This is a genomic window from Methylobacterium bullatum (genome assembly GCF_014845095.1).
In the GTDB taxonomy this organism is placed as follows: Bacteria; Pseudomonadota; Alphaproteobacteria; order Rhizobiales; family Beijerinckiaceae; genus Methylobacterium; species Methylobacterium bullatum.
This window is the reverse complement of the sequence record NZ_NKUG01000144.1, coordinates 42,180-64,893: the sequence shown is the minus strand read 5'-3', so window position 1 is coordinate 64,893 and position 22,714 is coordinate 42,180. Positions and strand designations below refer to the sequence as shown.

At 66.5% G+C, this 22,714-nt stretch carries 21 protein-coding genes and 1 tRNA gene; 11 read left to right on the top strand and 11 right to left on the bottom strand.

The window, feature by feature from the left end:
- Positions 1–150: 150 nt before the first annotated feature.
- Positions 151–678, bottom strand: coding sequence for a protease adaptor protein RcdA (gene rcdA / locus MBTS_RS19180; protein WP_018045310.1), 528 nt, complete (start codon positions 676–678; stop codon positions 151–153).
- A 542-nt stretch (positions 679–1,220) separates the two neighbouring features.
- Here rcdA and rpmH point away from each other — a divergent pair.
- From rpmH to MBTS_RS19155, 5 genes are all read left to right on the top strand, one after another.
- Complete coding sequence (gene rpmH / locus MBTS_RS19175) at positions 1,221–1,355, top strand: 50S ribosomal protein L34 (protein WP_018045311.1); 135 nt, start codon at positions 1,221–1,223, stop codon at positions 1,353–1,355.
- An 88-nt stretch (positions 1,356–1,443) separates the two neighbouring features.
- Entirely contained in the window at positions 1,444–2,052 is a 609-nt protein-coding gene (rnpA, locus tag MBTS_RS19170) for a ribonuclease P protein component (RefSeq protein ID WP_342357241.1), read from the top strand.
- On the top strand, positions 2,045–3,889 hold the full coding sequence (gene yidC, locus MBTS_RS19165; RefSeq protein ID WP_192216254.1) for a membrane protein insertase YidC: 1,845 nt from the start codon (positions 2,045–2,047) through the stop codon (positions 3,887–3,889). Before rnpA ends, yidC begins: the two co-directional genes overlap by 8 nt.
- Positions 3,890–4,031: 142 nt before the next feature.
- Positions 4,032–4,682, top strand: coding sequence for a ribosome biogenesis GTP-binding protein YihA/YsxC (gene yihA, locus MBTS_RS19160; RefSeq protein WP_018045314.1), 651 nt, complete (start codon positions 4,032–4,034; stop codon positions 4,680–4,682).
- Positions 4,679–5,071 carry a DUF423 domain-containing protein gene (locus MBTS_RS19155; protein WP_056139997.1) on the top strand — a complete coding sequence of 131 codons (393 nt, stop codon included), beginning with the start codon at positions 4,679–4,681 and terminating at the stop codon, positions 5,069–5,071. The genes yihA and MBTS_RS19155 overlap by 4 nt, the downstream gene beginning before the upstream one ends.
- A 99-nt stretch (positions 5,072–5,170) precedes the next feature.
- On the opposite strand, the gene MBTS_RS19150 is transcribed toward MBTS_RS19155, so the two are convergent.
- The gene (locus tag MBTS_RS19150) at positions 5,171–6,178 is read right to left on the bottom strand and encodes a calcium-binding protein (protein WP_192216253.1); all 1,008 of its coding nucleotides are present in this window, start codon (positions 6,176–6,178) and stop codon (positions 5,171–5,173) included.
- 426 nt (positions 6,179–6,604) lie between these two features.
- On the opposite strand from MBTS_RS19150, the gene MBTS_RS19145 reads away from it, so the two are divergent.
- Positions 6,605–7,192, top strand: coding sequence for a hypothetical protein (locus MBTS_RS19145; RefSeq protein WP_147831863.1), 588 nt, complete (start codon positions 6,605–6,607; stop codon positions 7,190–7,192).
- Positions 7,193–7,294: 102 nt separating this feature from the next.
- On the opposite strand, the gene MBTS_RS19140 is transcribed toward MBTS_RS19145, so the two are convergent.
- Positions 7,295–8,776, bottom strand: a complete 1,482-nt coding sequence (locus MBTS_RS19140) for a short-chain fatty acid transporter (protein ID WP_056139988.1) — start codon at positions 8,774–8,776, stop codon at positions 7,295–7,297.
- A gap of 188 nt (positions 8,777–8,964) precedes the next feature.
- Between MBTS_RS19140 and MBTS_RS19135 the strand changes: the two genes are divergently transcribed.
- Positions 8,965–9,321, top strand: coding sequence for a hypothetical protein (locus tag MBTS_RS19135; RefSeq protein WP_056161473.1), 357 nt, complete (start codon positions 8,965–8,967; stop codon positions 9,319–9,321).
- A 123-nt stretch (positions 9,322–9,444) separates the two neighbouring features.
- On the opposite strand, the gene clpB is transcribed toward MBTS_RS19135, so the two are convergent.
- Entirely contained in the window at positions 9,445–12,075 is a 2,631-nt protein-coding gene (gene clpB, locus MBTS_RS19130) for an ATP-dependent chaperone ClpB (protein ID WP_192216252.1), read from the bottom strand.
- Between the two features lie 202 nt (positions 12,076–12,277).
- Between clpB and MBTS_RS19125 the strand changes: the two genes are divergently transcribed.
- Positions 12,278–13,069: an MOSC domain-containing protein gene (locus MBTS_RS19125; RefSeq protein ID WP_238254026.1), complete on the top strand. Its 792-nt coding sequence runs from the start codon at positions 12,278–12,280 to the stop codon at positions 13,067–13,069.
- 117 nt (positions 13,070–13,186) lie between these two features.
- Here MBTS_RS19125 and MBTS_RS19120 read toward each other — a convergent pair whose 3' ends face one another.
- A complete protein-coding gene (locus MBTS_RS19120) occupies positions 13,187–13,462 on the bottom strand; it encodes a hypothetical protein (protein ID WP_018045321.1) in 276 nt (91 codons plus the stop codon).
- Positions 13,463–13,658: 196 nt separating this feature from the next.
- Entirely contained in the window at positions 13,659–13,922 is a 264-nt protein-coding gene (locus tag MBTS_RS19115) for a hypothetical protein (protein WP_192216251.1), read from the bottom strand.
- A gap of 227 nt (positions 13,923–14,149) precedes the next feature.
- Here MBTS_RS19115 and argB point away from each other — a divergent pair, with 227 nt between their 5' ends.
- Complete coding sequence (argB, locus tag MBTS_RS19110; RefSeq protein WP_018045323.1) at positions 14,150–15,061, top strand: acetylglutamate kinase; 912 nt, start codon at positions 14,150–14,152, stop codon at positions 15,059–15,061.
- Between the two features lie 73 nt (positions 15,062–15,134).
- Here the strand turns inward: argB and MBTS_RS19105 are convergent, their stop codons facing one another.
- From MBTS_RS19105 to MBTS_RS19090, 4 genes are all read right to left on the bottom strand, one after another.
- Positions 15,135–15,737, bottom strand: a complete 603-nt coding sequence (locus tag MBTS_RS19105; RefSeq protein WP_238254024.1) for a hypothetical protein — start codon at positions 15,735–15,737, stop codon at positions 15,135–15,137.
- Positions 15,738–16,092: 355 nt separating this feature from the next.
- Positions 16,093–16,167, bottom strand: a tRNA-Thr gene (locus MBTS_RS19100).
- Between the two features lie 59 nt (positions 16,168–16,226).
- Positions 16,227–16,715 (bottom strand): NUDIX hydrolase, encoded by a 489-nt coding sequence (locus tag MBTS_RS19095; protein ID WP_043764370.1) that lies wholly within the window; start codon positions 16,713–16,715, stop codon positions 16,227–16,229.
- 400 nt (positions 16,716–17,115) lie between these two features.
- A complete protein-coding gene (locus MBTS_RS19090) occupies positions 17,116–17,583 on the bottom strand; it encodes a MarR family winged helix-turn-helix transcriptional regulator (protein WP_018045326.1) in 468 nt (155 codons plus the stop codon).
- A 378-nt stretch (positions 17,584–17,961) separates the two neighbouring features.
- On the opposite strand from MBTS_RS19090, the gene MBTS_RS19085 reads away from it, so the two are divergent.
- Positions 17,962–19,107, top strand: a complete 1,146-nt coding sequence (locus MBTS_RS19085) for a type II asparaginase (protein ID WP_147831858.1) — start codon at positions 17,962–17,964, stop codon at positions 19,105–19,107.
- Positions 19,108–19,129: 22 nt separating this feature from the next.
- Here the strand turns inward: MBTS_RS19085 and MBTS_RS19080 are convergent, their stop codons facing one another.
- Complete coding sequence (locus MBTS_RS19080) at positions 19,130–20,050, bottom strand: bestrophin family protein (protein WP_056161469.1); 921 nt, start codon at positions 20,048–20,050, stop codon at positions 19,130–19,132.
- 613 nt (positions 20,051–20,663) lie between these two features.
- Between MBTS_RS19080 and MBTS_RS19075 the strand changes: the two genes are divergently transcribed.
- Entirely contained in the window at positions 20,664–22,640 is a 1,977-nt protein-coding gene (locus MBTS_RS19075; protein WP_018045329.1) for an acyl CoA:acetate/3-ketoacid CoA transferase, read from the top strand.
- Positions 22,641–22,714 lie beyond the last annotated feature (74 nt).

Genomic DNA, 22,714 nt, shown 5'->3' with positions numbered 1-22,714 from the left:
ATCTCTGCGGACTGACCGACGGGCCCGGCTGGGGGCGGCGGAGGGTTTTCGAAACGCGAAAGGGCGGCGCCGACGAGGCGCCGCCCTTTCGCGTTTCCAGGCATCGAGGCCACGCCGGGCCTCGACGCGCCACATCTCAATGCGCAGGTCTCAATGCGCCACGCCGAAAGCGCTGCGCAGCAGGCCCTGCTGGGCGGCGACGGGGCTCTCGCGGACGATCGGGGTCGGGTGGTCGTCGGAGATGAGCCCGTCGAGATGCAGGATGCGGGCATGGAGCCGGCGCGAGCGGATTGTGAGGTCCTGAAGACGGGCCGGGAGCGCGCCGAACGTCTCGGCGCGGAAGGCCTCCGGCGTCGCGAGGCGGACGCGGGTCTTCTCCTGAAGCGCTTGGGCGGGGGTGATCTCACCCTCCGACACGGCGCGCTGCACCAGCAGCCAGGAGGCGATCTGCATCAGCCGCGTGGTCAGACGCATGCTCTCGCTGGCATAGGACAGGGTACTGTCGCGCGACAGGAGGCGGGATTCCTCGCGCCCATCTCCATCGAGATAGGCCGCCGCCTCCTCGACCATGGTCATGCCCTCGCGGAACAGAACCCGGAAGGCCTCCGAGTTCACGTAGGTGTCACCGAAGCTGACCCAGTCGCGCTCGTCGCGAAAGGTGACGTTGAACTCGTTCATCCTGCCTCCTGTGCCGCTCTCGGACCGTTGTGTCCCGACCTGGGACACGATCAGTGCGTTCGCGACCAGAGGCGCAACACTAGCGCCGAACGCGCCGCCCCGCGCCGTTGACCGGGGGTTAACGTTAACAAGCGGACATCGTGCCAAACGAGCAGAGTCGCACGGCGCCGGGCATGCGCATGAGCGAGGACGAAAAAAAAAGCCGCCCGGGAGGGGCGGCTTTGGTGAAGTCGACAGAGGCATCAAAACAACGGCAGATCGAAATCTGCCCCACATCCGGAAAACCGGACATGATTCCTTCATGAGCCGAAAAGGTTAATGCACGGCTAACGCCGACCCCGCTCGGACGGCGGCGGGCGCGATGGGAAATGCCCGCGCCAGAATTGACTTCGCCCCCCCTCTCCGTCATAAGCCGCGCCATCGCGTCGCCGCGCCCCACGTGGGCGCTCTTCGCGCTTGCAGACACATTTCAGGGCGAGTGAAGATGTCGGTGGGGCTCCTGCAGCCAGCCGGATCGATCCTCGGCCATCGGAGATCGCGCCATGAAGAGAACTTATCAGCCCAGCAAGCTCGTGCGTAAGCGCCGCCACGGTTTCCGCGCCCGTATGGCCACGGCCGGCGGTCGCAAGGTCATCGCAGCCCGTCGCTCGCACGGCCGCAAGAAGCTCTCGGCCTAAGGCATCCGTGCCTTCGGCGGCACGGAACGCCGAGGCCAGCCCCGCTCAGACCATGACCTCGCCCCTAGGCCGCAGGATCGAACCGGCAGTGTCGACGATCGGACGGCTCAAGCGGCGACCGGACTTCCTCGCTGCCGCGGGGGGGCGACGGTTCCATACTGAGCTCATGAGCGCCCAGGGGCGGATGCGTGAGGCAGCGTCAGGGACGCCACTCGCCGATGCTCCGCCGATCGGGGGGCTGCGAATCGGCTTCACGATCACGAAGCGCGTCGGTCATGCCACCGAGCGCAACCGGATTCGCCGCCGGCTGCGCGATGCCGTGGCCCGTGCCTCGGCGGATCTTCCCGATACCTCTGCGGACATCGTTCTCATCGCGAGACGTCCGGCGCTCCACGCCCCGTTCGAGACGCTGATCGCCGACCTGCGCCGCTCCGTCGGCGCGGTGATCAAGCCCGGCGGGACCAAGGGTCGCGAATCGGCGCCCTCCTCGCGGGGCCGGCGCAGGTCCGGAAAGCCCGATGCGGGCAAGCCCGGCTCGGGCTCCGATGGAATCGCATCCTCCAAAACAGCATCACTCGCCCTGATGTCGGCGCGTTCGCCCGCGCGAAACGAGGCGGGGACGATGCCCCCTGCCTCGGGCGACGCTTGCCTTCCCTCCCCTCCTCCGAACACACGCGACGGATCTCTCGATGGGTAATGACAAGACGAACATGATCGTCGCGATCGCCTTGTCGCTGGCGGTGCTGCTCGGTTGGAACTATTTCATCGCCGCCCCGCGCGTGGAGGAGCAGCGTCAGGCCGCGCTCCAGAGCAAGGCTGCGCAGCAGGCGGCCAACCCCGCCGGCGCGCCCTCGGCGAGCCCGGCGGAAGGCGGCCCCTCGGCCCCCGTGCCGGGCACCCTGCCGAATGCGCAGACGCCGGCGGAAAGCCGCGAGGCGGCGCTCGCCCGCTCGCCGCGCGTGACCATCGATACCCCGGCGCTCGCCGGTTCGATCGCCCTCAAGGGCGGCCGCGTCGACGACGTCTCGCTCAAGGGCTACCACGAGACCGTGGACGACAAGAGCCCGCGCATCGTGCTGCTCTCGCCCACCGGCAGTGCCAATCCCTATTACGCCGAGTTCGGCTGGGTCGGGCAGAATACCGGCCCCCTCCCCACCGGTGACACGGTGTGGACCGCCGACGAGACCGTGCTGACGCCGACCAAGCCCCTGACGCTGACCTACGACAACGGCGCCGGCCTCGTGTTCCGCCGCGTCATCGCGGTGGACGACAAGTTCATGTTCACGATCCGCGACGAAGTCGAGAACAAGGGCGCGAACGCCGTCACCTTGTATCCCTACGGGCTGGTCTCGCGCTGGGGCAAGCCGACGACGCAGGGCTATTACGTGCTGCACGAGGGCATGATCGGCGTGGTCGGCGCCGACGGCCTGCAGGAATACACCTACGATCACGTCGCCAAGGAGCCGGTGCTCGGCAATGCCAGCACCAAGGGCAAGGCCTGGGCGAACGTGACCGGCGGCTTCGTCGGCATCACCGACAAGTACTGGGCGGCGGCCACCATCCCCGACCAGGCCACGCCCTATACCGGCAGCTTCACCGAGCGCACCGACGGCGCCACCAAGGTCTATCAGGCCAGCGTGCGCGGCGACGGCCGCAACGTCGCGCCGGGCACCACCGTGACGGCGACCCAGCAGCTCTTCGCCGGCGCCAAGGAAGTCAACACGATCAACAACTACCAGAAGGATCTCGGCATCAAGCAGTTCGATCTGATGATCGACTGGGGCTGGTTCCACTTCATCACCAAGCCGATGTTCCGGGCGCTGGACTTCTTCTTCCACCTGTTCGGCAATTTCGGCGTGTCGATCCTGGTGGTGACCTTCTGCCTGAAGCTTCTGTTCCTGCCGATCGCCAACAAGTCGTACCAGTCCATGGCCAAGATGAAGGCCGTGCAGCCGGAGATGGCCTCGATCCGCGAGCGCTACGGCGACGACAAGATGAAGCAGCAGCAGGCGATGATGGAGCTGTACAAGAAGGAGAAGATCAACCCGGTCGCCGGCTGCTGGCCGGTGCTGATTCAGATCCCCGTCTTCTTTGCGCTCTACAAGGTCCTGTTCATCACCATCGAGATGCGGCACGCGCCGTTCTTCGGCTGGATCCAGGATCTCGCCGCTCCCGATCCGACGAACATCCTGAATCTGTTCGGGCTCCTGCCCTTCGCCGCCCCGGACTTCATCCATCTCGGCATCTGGCCGATCGTGATGGGCATCACGATGTTCATCCAGATGAAGATGAACCCCGCGCCGCCGGACCCGGTCCAGGCGCAGATCTTCACCTTCATGCCCATCGTGTTCACCTTCATGCTCGGCTCGTTCCCGGCCGGTCTGGTGATCTACTGGGCCTGGAACAACACCCTTTCGGTGATCCAGCAATACGTCATCATGCGCCGCAACGGCGTGAAGGTGGAGTTGTGGGACAACCTCGGCGGGATGTTCAAGAAGAAGCCCGCCGACAAGGGTGCGGTCGCCAAGAGCTGACCGCCTCCGGGGCTGGACACCGCTCCGCAACGACGACTCGATCACGGGTCCTCTCCGTTTCGCGACGGGGAGGACCTTCCTGTTTCCCGCGTGTCGGCGCCTCACGCTGGCGGATGCGCCGCCCACGATCCGGAACCCATCCATGTCCCAAGCCGAAGCCGACGCGGCCCTCCTCGAATCCGGCCGTCTGCTGTTCGCGGGCGTGGCCGACTTCCTGTCCTCCGCGCCCACCGTCGCTGCCCTGCCGCCGATGAAGGGCGTCGAGATCGCCTTCGCCGGCCGCTCGAACGTCGGCAAATCGAGCCTCGTCAATGCACTGACCGGTCGCAACACTCTGGCGCGGACGTCGCACACGCCGGGGCGGACGCAGCAGCTCAACTTCTTCGATATCGGCGGGCGCCTGACCCTGGTGGACATGCCGGGCTATGGCTACGCCGCCGTGGAGAAGACCAAGGTCGAGGCCTGGACCGACTTGATCCACGATTACCTGAAGGGCCGCGCCAACCTCGCCCGCGTCTTCATGCTGATCGATTCCCGCCACGGGCTGAAGAGCATCGATACCGACGTGCTCGATGGGCTCGACAAGGCCGCCGTGAGCTACCAGATCGTCCTGACCAAGGGCGATGCCCTGAAGAAGGCAGAGATCGAGGCGCGCATCGCCGGCATCCGCTCGGCCATCGCCAAACGCCCGGCGGCCTACCCCGAAATCCTGCTCACATCGAGCCGCGACGATCGTGGCGTGCCGGAACTGCGCGCCAGCGTTGCCCGTCTCCTGTCCGAGCGCGGTGCATGACCGGCTTCGACCGCGCCCTTCTCGCACTCGGCGCTCTCGCCGGCCTGCTGGGCGTCGCCGCGAGCGCGGCGGCGGCCCATATTCCTGGCACCGACAGCCTGAAGACGGCGGCGCAGTTCCTGCTGTTCCACGCGCCCGCCATCATCGTTCTGGTGGCCCTGACCGCAACCGGGATCACTCATCGCCTCACGACCCGAGTCGCCGCCGCCGCCCTGGTGATGGGGCTCGCTCTGTTCTCCGGCGATCTGTCCTTACGGGCGATGCACGGCATTCCGCTCTTTCCCATGGCCGCCCCGGCCGGCGGACTCTTGCTGATGGCCGGCTGGCTGCTGGCCGCACTCGCCGCTTTCGTTCCGACGGGAGCCCGACAGGCGGCACCCGGCCGGTAAGCTCCTGCCGCCCGGTCCCTGACGCGCACCAAAAAGCTCCTCCTCGTGCGAGGCCCTCGTTTCGAGCCCCATGACGCAAGGGAGCCGGTGGGGAGAGGCTCAGACGAACAGGAAGTCGGTCGCGTGCAGATCCGCGACCTGCAGGCCCGCAAGGCGGATGCTGCCCGCGTCGTAGTGGATGACGACCCCGGCGCTGGTGTCCTTGGCGTGAGAGACCAATGCGGCGAAGGAGCCCAGCACATCCTTCTCCAGGCGAATGACGTCGGGCGAGCCCGATCCGGGGCTGAAGTCGGTGATGACGTCCTTGCCCGTGAGGCGGTCGAAAACGAAAGTGTCGCGGCCCACGCCGCCGGTCAGTCTGTCGTTGCCGGCCCCACCGACCAGCGTGTCATTGCCGTCATCGCCACGGAGCGAGTCGTTGCCGGCGTCACCGAACAGCGTGTCGTCGCTGGTCCCGCCGTTCAGCACGTCCTTCCCCTCGCCCCCGAACAGCTTGTCCGACGAGCCATCCCCCGAGAGGACATCGTCGCCGCTGGCTCCCACGACCCGGTCCACACCGTCCCCACCCTGAAGCGTGTCGTTGCCGGCACCGCCATTGAGCTGGTCGTCGCCGAGCTTGCCGATCAGGAGGTTGCTTGCGGCGTCGCCCGCAATCTTGTCGTTCTGGTCGGTCCCGCTCACGTTCTCGACACCGGAGACGGTGTGCTTGCCTTCCTCACCGCCGACGATGAAATAAGACTTCTGGCTCAGATTGACGTTGGCGGCTCGATCGAAAGCGAAGAACGCGAGAGTATCGGTACCCGACTGGCCGTAGACGTCGTCGACGAACAAGTCGTAGCGCATGACGAACCGGTCATCGCCAGATCCGCCGTAGAGCGTATCGACGCCATTGTCTCCAACCAGCAGATCGTTGCCACCGCCGCCATAGAGGGTGTCGCTGCCGACATAGTTCGTCGCCGAATCGGAGTCGCCAAAAATGGTATCGTCCCCGCCTCGACCGTAGATCACGTCGTCGCCACCGTAGCCGAGAATATAGTCGTCGTCGTCGGTCACACCCTTGCCGTAATCGATGACATCGGCCTGACCAGTACCCATTACATACGCCATGACGTTCCTTTCCGTCACACCCTCCAAAGAGGATAGGATTGCGGCGTTAGCCTAGCTTTGCGCCGGCCACCAGGCAATATGAAATTTTGCACTTGAATTATATGACCATCTCTCAAGATAAACGCCAGTATCTGCGGCCCGCAGCGTCCGCATCGCCTTATCCATCAAGGTGTCCCCCCCCGGCTCTAGGTGTTCGACCGATGCGGGCACGGCGCGGAATCATTCCTCGGGAGGGCCTGTTAGCCGCCAGTGAGACATCAAAAATTCGGCGTGCCGACGCGAGGATCTACGATCGGGGATGGGTCGACGCCGACATTGTCGAGTGCTTTCCCCATCGATGGGGCATCCGGCCGGACCGGGACGGCCCTACGCCTATCGAGACGATGGTGTACGCTCCGCCCGGCCACGCACCGAAGGGAGGATCGTTTGCGCAAACCCTGGATTCTGCTCGCCGCCTGCCTCGCGGCCTTCCCCGCCAGCGCCGCGCCGATCGAGGAGAACGAGCCGCTGGTGATGCGGATCATCTTCGAGGATTGCCTCGGCTACATCCGCCACGGCCGCATGCCGTTCCAGGGGCTCGCGACGCGGCCCGCCTCACGGGAGGCGATCGACACCATCCCGAGCCGTGCGCCGGACCGGGAGAAGGCCGTGGAGCTTTTGTCGCCGCGCTACGTGGCATCCTGGGGCCAGGACGGGAACGGCCGGCATTGCCTCATCCGTACGATCTGGCAGGCCGAGCCTGACACCCGGCCGGTGCGCCTTGGCGTAGCGAGCGATGGCTTCCTGCAACGCGTCGATGCACGCGCCCGCGCCGAGGGTCTGACGAGCAGCGGTATGGCGGATGCATTCACGCCGATATCCGTCAGCTCCTGGTCCGAGGGCGAAACCGGCCACGACAGCGGTCCGCTGCGGCCCATCAGCTTCTCGCTCGTGGCCTCTGGCGCCGACGAGGCCCGGGGCCTCGCCGATACCGGCGTGATCGCCATGGGCGGCCCACCGCAGGGACGCCCCTGAAACCCCGACCCTTGTCCCATGCGGCGGATCGGAATGTCTGATCAGAACGATCGGCGGGCTCGCGTCACGTAGTCGGGTCAGGCCCGGGAAACAGGCCGCCCCCTACGGCATGACCGGCGGGTGGTAGGTCAGCGTGAAGGCCAGCGCCCAGAGCAGGAACAGCACCACCGGCAGGTGGATGATGAGCTGCAGGAAGCTGAACCCGACGATGTCGCGGGCCTTGAGGCCGAGGATGCCGAGAAGCGGCAGCATCCAGAACGGGTTGATCAGGTTCGGCAACGCCTCGGCGGCGTTGTAGATCATCACCGCCCAGCCGAGATGGACCTGTAGCTCGTTGGCGGCCTGCATGACGTAGGGCGCTTCCAGCAGCCACTTGCCGCCGCCGGACGGCACGAAGAAGCCGAGCACCGCCGAATAGACACCCATGGAGATCGGGAAGCTGCCCGTGGTGTTCAGCGCCACGAACGCGTGGGTGATCACGTCCGAGACCGAAGTGCCGCCGGCATTCTTGGCGTTGGTCAGCATGGCGCTGATCGCCGCGTAGAGCGGGAACTGGATCAGCACGCCGGCGGTGGCCGGCACCGCTTTGGCGACGGAGGCGAGGAAGTTCCGCGGCCGCCAATGCAGCAGCAGGCCGAGGGTGAGGAAGAGCAGGTTGTAGGTGTTGAGGTTGGAGATCGCGGTGATCCAGGATTGGCGCGCGAATTCCTGGTAGAGCCAGCCGCCGGCGATGATGACGAGGAGCAGGGTCAGGATCGGCGAATGTTCCAGCCATTCCGAAGGCTGCTGCGGCCGGGACTCGTCCGGCTTGTCGCGCGAGACGTCGAGGCCGAGGTCGTCGGCCGTCACGGCGGTGGCGGGCTGGGGCGCCGACACGTAGGCGATGACGATCGAGATCACGAAGAGGATCAGGGCGATCAGCATCGACTGCCAGAGGAAGATCGTCTCGCTGAACGGAATCACGCCGGTGATCGGCAGGAGGCTCGGCGGCAGGCTTTTGGGATTGGCCTGCAACTGCGCGGCCGATGAGCTGAGGCCCATGGCCCAGGTGGCGCCGAGGCCGAGATAGGCGGCCGCCCCCGCGGCCCGGTAGTCCATGCGGAGTTCGGTGCGGCGGGCGAGCGCGCGGGCGAGAAGGCCGCCGAAGATCAGGCTGAGGCCCCAGCTCAGGAACGACGACAGCATCGTCGCCGCCGCCACGAAGCCGACCGCGCCCCGGCCGGTCTTCGGCACGAGGGCGAGCCGGTCGATCAGCCGCTGAACCGGCGGCGCCGTCGCCACCACGTAGCCGCCGATGGTGACGAAGGCCATCTGCATGGTGAAGGGGATCAGGCTCCAGAATCCGTCGCCGAAGCTCTTGGCCACCGTCATCGCGGGAGCGCCATTGGCCAGCGCCCCGAGGGCCACGATGACCACCGCGATGGCCACGAAGATGAACGCGTCGGGAAACCAGCGCTCGGCCCAGACGGTGAAGCGGATGCCGAGGCGGGACAGGGCACCGTCGGTAGCAGCTTCGCCAGCGGGGCGGCCGGTTCCCGGTTTGGACGGAACCGGATTGCGGGTTTCTGGATTGCGTGCCGACATCTGAAATCCCGCCGTGATCCGGCCTGGTCCATCAAGCCGACGCCGTGCATGTTGCCCAAACATGGAGCAGGCTCAAGCCCGGCGTTTTGGCTTGTCACCAAGCAAAGGCGACAGGCACGCCTCCCCTTCAATCTTCCTTCAACACTGCACGCTTAGATCGCATCGGCAATTCTTGGGGAAGACGAGGCGTGACGAAGCCGGCGAGCCAATCCCCCGTGGAGATCATCCGCGACCGCCGCCCCCGGGCGGATGCGATGTCCCGCGATTTGACCGACGGGACCGGGTCCGACCGTGATGACGGTGGGAGGAAGGCCTACGGTTCGCAATTGGCGTGGCTGTTCGGCATCCTGGCCAGCGTGGCGGCGATTGCCGGCGCCGTCCTCGTCGTCCTGGCTCTGCCGCCCGTGCTCGATTGCCGAAACCGGGCAGCGCAGGGCTTCTTCGTAGGCCAGACCTATGGGGGCTGCGTGGCGAGCGGGTTCTCAGCGCGGTGGAACCTGCTCGAACAGCGGGTGACAATGACGCTGCGCGGCTCGGGTCGCTGATCGACGCCTCGCTCCCCGCCCGGGATGCGCGCATTCCTTCGGGAGATGACACGGGAGATGGCGGCCATCGCCTGACCTGCCCCGGCGAAACGAGCCCGCCGGGGCCGTGAGACAGGCCGCGCCTCAGTTCAGCGTGACGCTCGCCGGGCGCCGCTCCGGCAGGGCCGGATCGTCGCCGATCATCAGGCCGGACGGGCCGAGCCGGACCTGCACCGCCTCGCCGTCATGGATACGACCCGCGAGCAGCTGCTCGGCCAGCCGATCCTGCACCGCCTTCTGGATCACACGCTTGAGCGGACGCGCCCCGTAGGCCGGGTCGTAGCCCTTGTCGGCGAGCCAGTCGCGGGCATCGGGCTCCACGTCGAGGGCGATCTTGCGCTCGTCGAGGAGGGTCTGCAGCCGCTTGAGCTGGATATCGACGATCGCCCCCATCTCCGACCGCCGGAGACGGTGGAACAGGATGATCTCGTCGATCCGGTTGAGGAATTCCGGCCGGAAATGATGGCGGACCACGCCCATCACCTCCTCGCGGACCTCGTCCGTCTCCTGCCCCTCCGTCTGCGCCACCAGATATTCGGAGCCGAGATTCGAGGTCATGATCAGAAGCGTATTGCGGAAATCCACCGTCCGCCCCTGCCCGTCCGTGAGTCGCCCGTCATCGAGAACCTGCAGCAGGACGTTGAACACGTCCGGATGCGCCTTCTCGATCTCGTCGAACAGCACGACCTGATAGGGCCGGCGCCGCACGGCTTCCGTGAGCGCTCCGCCCTCCTCGTAGCCGACATAGCCCGGAGGCGCGCCGATGAGCCGGGCCACGGAGTGCTTCTCCATGTATTCCGACATGTCGATCCGCACGAGGGCGGTGTCGTCGTCGAACAGGAACCCGGCGAGTGCCTTGGTCAGCTCGGTCTTGCCGACGCCCGTCGGCCCGAGGAACATGAACGAGCCGATCGGCCGGTTCGGGTCCTGCAGGCCGGCACGGGCACGCCGCACGGCGGTGGCCACGGCTTCCACGGCTTCGCGCTGGCCGACGACACGCTGCCCGAGCGCCGCTTCCATGGCGAGCAGCTTCTCGCGCTCGCCTTCCAGCATCTTGTCCACGGGCACGCCGGTCCAGCGCGAGACGACACCGGCGATATGGGCCGGCGTCACCGCCTCCTCGACCATACCGTCGCGGGCGACGGCGGTTTCGGCAGCGGCCTCGTTCTCGGCGAGCTCCCGCTCCAACCCAGGGATCACGCCGTAGGCGAGTTCGCCCGCGCGCTGATACTGGCCCTGGCGCTGGGCCGAGGCGAGTTCGTTGCGCGCCTCGTCGAGCTTCTTCTTGAGTTCGGCTGCGGCACCCAACTTGTCCTTCTCGGCCTTCCAGCGGGAGGTGATCGCGGCCGACTGCTCTTCGAGATCGGCCAGTTCCTTCTCCAGCCGCACCAGACGGTCGCGGGAGGCGGAATCGGTCTCCTTCTTCAGGGCCTCGCCCTCGATCTTGAGGCGCACCACCTCGCGGTCGATGTTGTCGAGCTCCTCCGGCTTAGAATCGACCTGCATGCGCAGGCGCGAGCCGGCCTCGTCCATCAGGTCGATGGCCTTGTCCGGCAGGAAGCGGTCGGTGATGTAGCGGTTCGACAGGGTCGCGGCCGCCACGAGGGCCGCGTCCTGAATACGGACGCCGTGGTGCTGCTCGTACTTCTCCTTGATGCCGCGCAGGATCGAGACCGTGTCCTCGACGGTGGGCTCGGACACGAAGACGGGCTGGAAGCGGCGGGCGAGGGCCGCGTCCTTCTCCACGTGCTTACGGTATTCGTCGAGGGTGGTCGCGCCGACGCAATGCAGCTCGCCGCGCGCCAGAGCTGGCTTGAGCAGGTTGGAGGCGTCCATCGCCCCGTCCGCCTTGCCGGCTCCCACCAGCGTGTGCATCTCGTCGATGAACAGGATGATGCCCCCGGCGGCCGAAGTGACTTCCGACAGCACGCCCTTCAGCCGCTCCTCGAACTCGCCGCGATACTTCGCGCCGGCGATCAGCGCGCCCATGTCGAGGGCCAGCAGACTCTTGTCCTTCAGGCTCTCCGGCACGTCGCCATCGACGATGCGCAGGGCCAGCCCCTCGACGATGGCGGTTTTGCCGACGCCGGGTTCGCCGATCAGCACCGGGTTGTTCTTGGTGCGCCGGGACAGGACCTGGATGGTGCGGCGGATCTCCTCGTCACGGCCGATCACCGGGTCGAGCTTGCCCTCCCGGGCGGCCTCGGTGAGGTCGCGGGCGTATTTCTTGAGAGCGTCGTAGGCGTTCTCGGCCGTGGCGTTGTCGGCGGTGCGGCCCTTACGGAGCGCGTTGATGGCAGCGTTCAGCGACGCGGCCGTGACGCCGGCGGCGGCGAGGGCACGGCCGGATTCGGTGTCCTTCTCCACGGCGAGGGCCAGGAGCAGGCGCTCCACGGTGACGTAGGAATCGCCCGCCTTCTGGGCGGCCTTCTCGGCGGTGTCGAACAGGCGCACGAGTTCGCGCGTCGCCTGGGGCTGCGCCGAGTTGCCGGAGACCTTGGGCTGCTTGGCCAGCCATTGCTCGACCTGAGCGAGGGCCACGCGGGACTGCCCGCCGGCGCGGTCGATCAGACCGGCGCAGAGCCCCTCTGGATCGTCCAGGAGCACCTTGAGCAGGTGGCCGGGCTGCAATTGCGGATGGCCTTCGCGAAGGGCCAGGGATTGCGCGGCCTGGACGAAGCCGCGGGCGCGTTCGGTATAGATCTCGAAATTCATGTCTGTCCTCTCCCCCGTTCCGACGATCCACCGCCCGCCAAGCGGCGCGGCCCCGTCGAGACGTCGCTTCCCGACCGGATGGTCCGGGAAACCTCGGCGCCGCGAGGGCCGCCGATTGCTCACGATGTAGTGTTGCAAATGAGCACCACAAGACCCGATCACGGACTTGCGTGCGAGGATGGCTTCGGGCGAGGCTGACGGCATGACCGCGACGCCGACCAGCCTTCCCGAACTGCGCCTCGAAGCGCTCCACCGCTACCCCGTGAAGGGGCTCTCGCCCGAGGGGCTGGAGCAAGTGACGCTGGAAGCGGGACGCTATTTTCCGGGCGACCGGCTGTTCGCCATCGAGAACGGGCCGTCCGGCTTCGATCCGGCCGCGCCGAAGCATCAGCCCAAGATCAAGTTCCTGATGCTGATGCGCAACGAGGCCCTGGCCCGCCTCATCACGCGCTACGACGACGAAACGTCGGTGCTGACGATCCGCCAGGGCGACGGCCTCGTGGTCGAGGCCGACCTCTCGACGCCGGAAGGGCGCGAGGCGGTGGAAGCGTTCTTCCGTGCCGAATTCGCGGACGCCCTGCGCGGGCCGCCGAGGCTGCTCGCCGCACCGGACGGCTTCCGCTTCACCGATTCAGCACGCGGCTTCGTCTCGCTCCTCAACCTCGCCAGCGTCGCGGCGACGCAGGACATGGTGGGCGCGCCCGTCGATCCGTTGCGCTTCCGCGCGAACCTTCACCTCACCGGCCTTCCCCCCTTCGCCGAACTCGACCTCGTCGGGCGCATTCTCGCCACGGCGGGAGGCGTGCGCCTGCGGATCTCGAAGCGGACGGAGCGCTGTGCGGCGACGAATGTCGATCCGGCGACCGGCATCCGTGACCTCGCGATCCCCCGGACGCTCTCCACGCGTCTCGGCCATGCCGATTGCGGGGTCTACGCGGAGGTGCTCCATGGGGGCCGCCTCGAACGGGGCGAGACGCTCCGGATCGAGGCGTGAGGCGCTAAACAGGTTTGTATCGCAGAAGCGCGGCGGCCACGTCTGCGAAACCTGCTTGGGAGAGCGCTGAGGCCTGCGGGCCCTGATCGTCCGTCGCGTTCCCCCAGGCGGGATCGCTCAGATCGCGTGACGCGGGACGAGGACGATAGCTGCGGCGTAGCCCGCCCGGCGCAGGCCGCGAAGATCGGCATGGCGGCGCTCGCAGGTCACCCTGACGTAGCGCTTCTCACCATCATCGCTCCAAGTGGAAGCAGCCATGGTCTGGCCATGGATCATGCATTCCATCGGCGTGTGCGCGGGAGACACGATGACGTCGAGGGCGGTGGTGCGGGAGCAATCCTGCACCGCGATCATGCTGGAGCAAACGAGGGCGACGGCTAACAATTCGGACATGACGGACCCCTTTTTCGGTTCGGCGAATAAGGTCCGCGGTGTTGCTCAGGCGTCGAGCGGCCGCGTGATTGTTGCCTGAGCGTTCCTCGTCGTTTTTCATTGGACTTGGTCTAGCATGACAGATGCCAAACCTGTCGCAAGGTAGCCTCGATCCGGGCCGGACATGGCTCTCATGCGCGGCGCGAAGACTTCGGATTCATGCGCGAAGCGACACCTTGCCGGCCCGCGATCGGCCGGTGACGAGGCGATCCTCGTTACGGGTCACGAGCCAAGTCGGCTCGGGCTCGGCGCGGGGCAGGATGCTGGCGACGGCATCGAGATCGACGACGTAGCTGTCGGTCAGTCTGCGCCAGACTTCTGCGGGAGAGGCGGTGTCCTTCCCGATCTGGGCGAGGGCGGCAGTCAGATTCCGAAGGCCGGTGAGGGTCGGACGGGCGAGGGTGGGATCCGCGGCGAGCATCGGAGGAAGCGTCCTGTGCAATCGTCCAAAGGATCACAGGACATGGTTAACGCATGGTTATACCCTCCCCCTTGGTGCCGGCCGTTCTCACCACCGATCCGCCTTTCACGGCGGGACCATTTTTCCGAGCTTTGGCGGCTATGGCGCTTCGCAGTGCGACATCGCTGCGCTAGAAGCGCGTCGTCGCGCATCCCGATCCGGCGCCGTAGCGAGGACAGTGCCTCACGATGAAAGAATCTCTGGCAAAAGACGCCCTCCCGAACGTGCATGTCCGCGCGGAAGTCCTGGTCCAGGCGCTCCCACACATGCAGCGCTACGACCAGGAAATCGTCGTCATCAAGTATGGCGGCCACGCCATGGGCGACCGCGCGGCGGCGGAGGATTTCGCCGAGGACATCGTCCTCCTCGAGCAGTCCGGCCTGAAGCCCATCGTCGTCCATGGCGGCGGCCCGCAGATCGGACGGATGCTCGGCCGGCTCGGGATCGAATCCGAATTCCGCGGCGGCCTGCGCGTCACCGACGAGGCCACCGTGGAGGTGGTCGAGATGGTGCTCGCCGGCTCGATCAACAAACAGATCGTCGGCTGGATCTCGGCCGAGGGTGGCCGCGCCATCGGTCTCTGCGGCAAGGACGGCAACATGGTCCGCGCCCGCAAGGCGACGCGTACCGTCCTCGACCCGGAGAGCCAGACCGAGCAGGAGATCGATCTCGGCCTCGTGGGCGAGCCCGAGCACGTGGAACGCGGCGTCCTCGATGCGGTGCTGAAAGCCGAGCTGATTCCGGTCCTCGCCCCGGTCGCGTTCGGGGCGGACGGCCAGACCTACAACGTCAATGCCGATACGTTCGCCGGAGCGATCGCCGGGGCGCTGCGGGCCAAGCGCCTGTTGCTGCTCACCGACGTGCCGGGCGTACTCGACAAGGACAAGAAGCTGATCACCGACCTGACCCTCGAGGATTGCCGCCGCCTCATCGCCGACGGCACCATCACGGGCGGGATGATCCCGAAGATCGAGACCTGCATCTACGCGCTGGAACAGGGCGTCGAGGCCGTGGTCATCCTCGACGGCAAGGTCAGCCACGCGGTGTTGCTCGAGCTCTTCACCGACCACGGCGCGGGTACCCTGATCCGCCGTACGTAGCCACGAAGCCCCGGGACGTCTCGTCTGCGTCCCGGGGCACGGCACATTGGAAGCCGGCCGGGGCCGGAGACCATCACGCGTCTTCGGCCTTGCCGGGCTCGGGCACACCGGCCTTGGCCCAGAACAAAGCCGTCGCCTTGCGATAGGCTTTGAGCAGGGCGGGCCCTTCCGGGCCCGCGGGGCCGATCTCGTCCCATATCTGCTGACACAGGCCGGCCTGGACCGTGAAGCGGCCTGGATCCTCGGTCTTCGCGGCGGCCGTCAACGCACCCACGATCTTGCGCATGCGGTCGGCATTCTGCGCGAACACCTCCTCCCGCTCGGCCACGCGACGGCGGGCCGCCTCGGCCTTCGCGGCGCGGCGCTCGTCGGCGGAGACCGCATCCTCGGTCACATCCGCCCCGTCGGGCCGGAACGCAGCCTCAACCTTCTTGAGGGCGGCGCGGCCGCGCAGGATCATCGGCTTGGCGTCGGGTCGCCCCCGACAGGCTACCCGCAGTTCGACGACGAGACGCTTGGCCAAATCCACCATCTTGAGCGACGGTGGGGACTCGGAGGCTGAAACGGCCGCCTTCTCCAGGGCTGCGATGATGGACTCCGCGTCCGCCGAAGGTCGCTCGTCGGAAACGTCGGGGCCGGGAATCGCCAATGCCTTGTGGTCCGGCTCAAAGCTCACGATGAAACCCTCTCGATCGATCTGGGGCGCCGCGCCGCGGATCGCTTCCCCGACCGTTCGCGGTGCCGCTCCCGTGTCGGAAGCCGCCATGCCGAGAAACCGGCGACACCGCCGCGCACATGTGCCCCGCGCTCGAGCCTTGGTTTCGCAGGCCGGCTACCGAGACGGGGCGTAGCCCTATCGCCTCGGCCGCGACAGCGTCAAGGCAATCGCCACCACATCCGCCTCTTGGCGATACGGGTGAATCAAAAATGGGAAGGAAAGTAAGGTGCCCAGCCATGTCTGAGCACTCGACCGACACGTCCCGTGACCATCGGGACACCATCAGATAAATCAATGATGTGATCGGAGAAAATGGTGCTGCTGGACAGGATTGAACTGTCGACCTCCTCATTACCAATGAGGTGCTCTACCACTGAGCTACAGCAGCCGATCGTCGCGACGTGTCGGGACGAGCGGGGAGTTAGCGGATCAAACGCGGCTTGGCAATCACTTCTCGCCACCTTTGAGCAATCCGTTTGAAACGAGCAGCCCGGTTTCCCTCTTGCAGGCGGCTCGTATGATGCCCGCCAGACCGGATTCGGCGACGGCTTCCGCCGCGTCGGAGGGAGAGAACCAGCGGTCCTCGCGCTCGTTCCGCTCCGGCCAGTGCTTGAGCTGCTTGCGCACTTCCAGGGGGAACACCTTGACCTGGCAGAGGACGAAATCGCGGCTCTTCAGGCGTTTCTCGTAAAGATAGAAGCCGAGCGGCCTCTTGCCGATCTCGCCCAGGAGACCGGCCTCCTCATAGGCTTCCCGGGCGGCGGCCTCGAACGGCTTGCGGCCCTTCATCGGCCAGCCTTTCGGGATCACCCACCGGCGGCTCTCGCGCGAGGTGATGAGGAGGATCTTGAACCCGCCATCCGGAAGGCGCCGGAACGGCAAGGCACCGACTTGGCGTCGAGGCTCCGCCTCACTCTCCAATTGGATTGAACTCATGGCAGGTGAACGCCCAGCCGCCGTCCGGGTTCGACGGGCCGAGGCCGACAGTGAGGCTCGTGACGGGGCACTGTACGCATTCGCGACGAGACGGGCGTTTTCACAGCATGAGCGATCGGTACGAGGACCATCGAACTCCGGATCATCGGACGCCCCTTGTCTGTCCCGCTAGGACGGGCCCGCAGGTGTGGAACAGCCGAGGCTGGCTTGGACGTGTCGGACACGGGTTGGCTCTACCGGAAAAAGAAGATTGCCCTCAAGGCAAAATTTATCCGGCAAACTAAAACGGCTTCCCGTGCCTCCAGCGTAGAGAACCCGCGTTCCTACGACACGCGTGTGACACCGCGAACTCAGCCGGCACCGGTGGAATGACCCTCGGCACGTCGATGCAAGGCGGTGTTCAGCCGGCGGCGCTGAGGTTCTCAATCAGGGCATTGAGGTCGGCGCGCATGGCCTGGACCTCCGGCTCCGACATGTTGAGCTGGCACATCACGGATTCCCGCACGAGGCGGGCTTCGGCGCGAAGGTCACGGCCATGCTCGGTCAGTTGGATCTCGACCTCGCGCTCGTCACTCCGCCGTCGGTTACGGATCAGGAAACCGGCCGTCTCGAGCCGTTTCAGAACCGGCGTCAGCGTGCCGGAATCGAGCCTCAGACGGCGACCGATATCCGACACCGTCACGCCATCGGTCTCCCACAGGACGAGGAGAACCAGATATTGCGGATAGGTCAGCCCCATCCGCTCCAGCATGGGCCGGTACGACCGGGTGATCCGATGCGCGGCGGCGTAGAGCGCGTAGCAGAGCTGATTGTCGAGGAGCAGCGGGTCCGTGGTGGAACTCACCTGCTGCTCTGGAGCATCGACCATATACACCACGCGATCGATCCCCAGATCCAGACGAGACGACGCACGACCGGCGACCTCGGTTCCTCGCGTCCGGCTCCGTGCCCGGGGCATCGGACGCGGAGCCGGACGAGGGGCTGCCAACGTCCGAAAGTCTCGTCATTTCGTTCCGATTGCAAGCATTTACCGGACCACAGACCGCATCCATACCCGATGGCGGCCATGGACGGGATGCCACGCCATCGCGCGAGCCGCGCGACGCAGCCGGCCCAAGCGCACCCTCCCTGTTACGAACGGGGCGGATTGATGCACGAACAGCCTGTGACCGCCCCCTTTTTGGCCTGTGCCTCGGCGGAGGGAGCGGCCACAATGCGGGGATCAAGCCCGTGACAGGATACCACGATGCAGCTCGCCCCTTCAGCCTCCCGCTCCCGCGCTCTTCCGATGGCCATCGCCCTGGCCTTCGGCCTCGGCCTGCCCCTGGCACCGGTCTCGGGTTCGGCGCTCGAAGGCCCGGCTCCGGCCAAACCGGGTGAGGCCACGGCGCCGGCGGCGGCAGCCAAGCCCCGTGTCGTCATCGTGGCCACCGGCGGCACCATCGCCGGCGCCGGTGCGGATGCCGCCAACAGCGCCACCTACCAGGCGGCCAAGGTCCCGGTGGACAAGCTCATCGCCGCCGTGCCCGCCATCGCCCAGATCGCCGAGGTGCGCGGAGAGCAGGCCTTCCAGATCGCGTCGGAGAGCTTCACCAACGCCCAGTTGATCCAGCTCGCCAAGCAGGTCTCGGCCCTGGTCAAACGCGACGACGTCGATGGGGTGGTCATCACCCATGGCACCGACACCGTGGAGGAGACCGCCTATTTCCTCGACCTCGTCGTGAAGACCGACAAGCCCATCGTCATGGTCGCTTCCATGCGCCCCTCCACCGCAATCTCGGCGGACGGCGCCCTCAATCTCCTCGACGCCGTGGTGGTCGCCGGCGCGAAGGATTCCCGCGCCAAGGGCGTGCTCCTCACCATGAACGACGAGATCCAGGCCGGACGCGACAGCACCAAGCGCGTGAACATCAAGCCCTCCGCCTTTTTCAGCCAGTGGGGGCCGCTCGGCATGGTGGTGGAGGGCAAGACCTACTGGTTCCGCGCGCCGGTGAAGCGCCACGGCACGACCTCCGAGTTCGACATCGAGACGATCGACTCCCTTCCGGACGTCGCCATCGTCTACGGCTCGGGCAACATGCACCCCGAACCCTACACCTCGGCCGTGGCCGGCGGCGCGAAGGCCATCATCCATGCCGGCACCGGCAACGGCTCGGTGGCCGGCTATCTCGTCGACACCCTGAAGGACATCCGCTCCAAGGGGGTGCAGATCATCCGTTCGTCCCGCGTCGGCGACGGCTTCGTCCTGCGCAATGCCGAGCAGCCGGACGACAAGTACGATTGGGTCGTCGCCCACGACCTCAACCCGCAGAAGGCCAAGATCCTCGCCGCCGTCGCCCTGACCAAGACGCAGGACACCAAGGAGCTGCAGCGGATCTTCTGGGAATACTGAGCGGATCGCCCCGACCATCGCCTCAGCGCAGGAGGAACCCCTCCGGCGCGAGGGGCGGCGGTGCGGGCTCACCGAGGGCGTCGCGGACGATCCCCTCCACCACGCGGACGAGGGCATCGAGAGGCAAATCGTTGGGTTCGGTGCCGAAGGGATCCTCCAGCTCGTCCCCCAGGGCATCGAGGCCGAAGAAGGTATACGCGACGAGCGCCGTCACGAGCGGCGTCACCCAGCCCAGGGTGCCCGCGAGCCCGAAGGGCAGGAGCAGACAGTAGATCCAGGCCGTGCGGTACAGGAGCAGGGTGTAGGCGAAGGGGAGCGGTGTGCTCTGGATGCGCTCGCAGACGATCTGAACCTGGCCAAGCGCGGCGATCTTCTGCTCCACGAGGCCGAACAGGATGTCGGAGACGGCGCCCTCGCTCCGGGCCCGCCCGAGATCGGCCAATTGGTGGACGAGCACCGCCTCGGCCGGACTGGGCCGGGCGTGCAGATCCGCCGCCTCCGCCTCGGGGAGCCACGGCATGGCGGCCGCGGCCTCGTCGCCTCGGCGCATTTGCGCGTGCAGGGCGAGGGCGAAGGCCATGACGCGCCTCAGCGTCCGCGCGCGAAGGGCGCGATGCTGCTCCTCGGGCAGGAGCGCGGCCAGGAGGCGGGCAAAGGAGCGCGCTTCGAGGATCAGCGTTCCCCAGGCTTTGCGCGCCTCCCACCAACGGTCGTAGCAGGCCCCGTTGCGGAAACTCAGGAAGATCGAGAGCGCCAGCCCGACCAGCGTGAAGGGGCCGATGCCGGCACTCATCGGGAAGGGATGGGGCCATGCCCGCTCCACCGCGACGACTGCAATGGCAGCCGCGGTGATGAAGCTCACCTTCAGCGCCACCCTCGGCAGGATCGAGCCCTGAAGCGTGAACAGCACCGCCATCAGGTTTGGACGTGAACGGACGATCATGGTGGGTTCGAGGTTCCGTTGATGGGATCGAGGGCCGCGCGAAAGGACAACCCGGACGAGCCCGCGTCACCGGTCGCTCCACGACACGCCAACCCGAGCAGGCTCGCACCGGCAAGCCGACGCGTCCCTCGCTCAGTCCTTTCGAGCGTCGCAGGTTCCAGGATGCAAGACCGATGGACGACTTTCACGAGGTCTGCCCGCCATGAACACCATCGATCCACGGCGCACCGCGCCCGATCTCGCCGCGTGGTCGGAACACCGGGAATGGAGATCGGCACAGGGCGCTCGGCAGCGATGGAACGCAGAATGTTGAATATTGTCGACGTTCCCGCACCGCAAAAGTCTTCGTGCCGCCCAAGCAAGAGCGGACAATTGCGCAGAATCCTCGCGAACCGCCGGAAAGGCCGGATATCGGGAGGCGAGAACCAACCAATCCGCTGCAGTGCAACAAGACATTCGCACCGCTACTTCCCCTAGACCGGCCCCTTGCGGAAACTGGACCGTATCTTTACGCTATGGGCGCCAAACAAGACTTCCGCACTCCCGACACTATGCAAGATATCACTTGTGTTAGGGACGGGACGGGGGAGGCGCTCCGAGGATAGACCGGTCGATGAAGAAAAATAAGGTGATCACGGCCGAGGAGGCGATCGCCCTCATTCGGCACGACGACGTCGTCACCACCACGGGGTTCGTCCAGAGCTGCATCCCGGAGGCGCTTCATGCCGCCCTGGAGAAGCGCTTCGTCGACACGGGCGCCCCGCGCGGCCTCACCCTGATCATGACCGCCGGCGCCGGCGACAGCAAAGGCCTCGGCACCGGCCGCCTCCACCATGAGGGCCTGCTGAAGCGCGTCATCGCCGCCAATTTCGGTCGCATGCCGAAGGTGGCCAAGGCCGCCCAGGACAACAAGATCGTCGGCTACAACCTGCCCCAGGGCGTGATCTCGCAGCTCTACCGCGCCTGCGCCGCCGGCCAGCCCGGCCTCTTTTCCAAAGTAGGCCTGCACACCTATGTCGATCCGCGCCATGGCGGCGCCCGCGTCAACCAGGTGACGACGGACGAGATCGTCAAGCTCGTGGAGGTCGATGGCGAGGAGTGGCTGTTCTACACCGCCACCAAGATCGACGTCGCCTTCATCCGCGGCACCTCGGCGGACCCGGCCGGCAACATCTCCTTCGAGAAGGAAGCGCTCACCCTCGACTGCCTGGCCCAGGCCATGGCGGCGCGCAACAATGGCGGCATCGTCATCGCGCAGGTGGAGCGCATCGTCGATGACGGCTTCCTGCTGCCCAAGGACGTGCGGGTGCCGGGCATCCTGGTGGATTGCGTGGTGCTGGCCGAGCCCGAGATGCACCGCATGAATTACGGCGTGCAGCACGATGCGGCGCTCGCCGGCCAGATCCGCGTGCCGGTGAGCGGCATGAAGAAGATGAAGCTCGACGCCCGCAAGATCATCGCCCGCCGCGCGGCCTTCGAATTGCCGCCGAACGGCGTGGTCAATCTCGGCGTCGGCGCACCCGAGGGCATTTCGGCGGTGGCCAACGAGGAGAAGGTGACGCCCTACATCACCCTCACCACGGAAGCCGGCGCCGTGGGCGGCGTGCTCGCGTCCGGGTCGAGCTTCGGCGCGGCGACGAATGCCGATTGCGTCATCGACCAGAACCAGATGTTCGATTTCTACGATGGCGGCGGCCTCGACATGACCTGCCTCGGCATGGCCGAGTGCGACCAGCACGGCAACGTCAACACCAGCGCGTTCGGCGGCAAGCTCAACGGTTGCGGCGGCTTCATCAACATCAGCCAGAACGCGCGGAGCGTTGTCTTCGCCGGCACCTTCACCGTGGGCGGCCTGGAGACCACGATCGAGGACGGCAAGCTCAAGATCGTCACCGAGGGGCGCTCGCAGAAGTTCCTGCCGCAGGTGGAGCAGATCACCTTCAGCGGCCCCTACGCACAGAAGCGCTCGCAGCCGGTGATCTACGTCACCGAGCGTTGCGTCTTCCAGCTCACCGACGAAGGGCTCGAACTCATCGAGGTGGCGCCCGGCATCGATATCGAGCGCGATATCCTGCCCCATATGGGCTTCACGCCGATCATCAAGCACCCGGCGCAGATGGATGCCCGACTGTTCCGGGACGAGCCGATGGAGTTGCTCTCGGATCTCCTCAACCTCAACCTGCCGGAACGGGTCAGCTACGACGCCGAGCGCAACATCCTCTTCCTCAACCTCGAAGGCTGGCACGCCCGCATCAAGAGCGACATCGACGACCTGCGCAAGGTTCTGGTCGATGCCTGCAAGAAGGCCGGCCAGCGGGTCAACTCGGTGGTCAACCATGACGGGTTCCGCATCAACGAGAACCTGTACGACGATTACGCCAGCATGATCCAATACCTGTCGGCGAACTACTATCTCACCACCACTCGCTACGCGACGAGCGCCTTCCTGCGCCTCAAGATGGAAGAAGCGCTGAACAATCGTGGCCTCGCCCCGCACGTCTTCGAGCGCAAGGAAGACGCCCACGCCTTCCTCGACGGCATGGACCGCAAGGTGCGCCGGGCCTCCACCGCCATCGACGCGGCGGCGTGAGATCACGGCGGGATGGAGATCGGGTTCGACGACCGGTCTCCATCCCTCGTGCTGCCGGCATGCACGAGGATGCG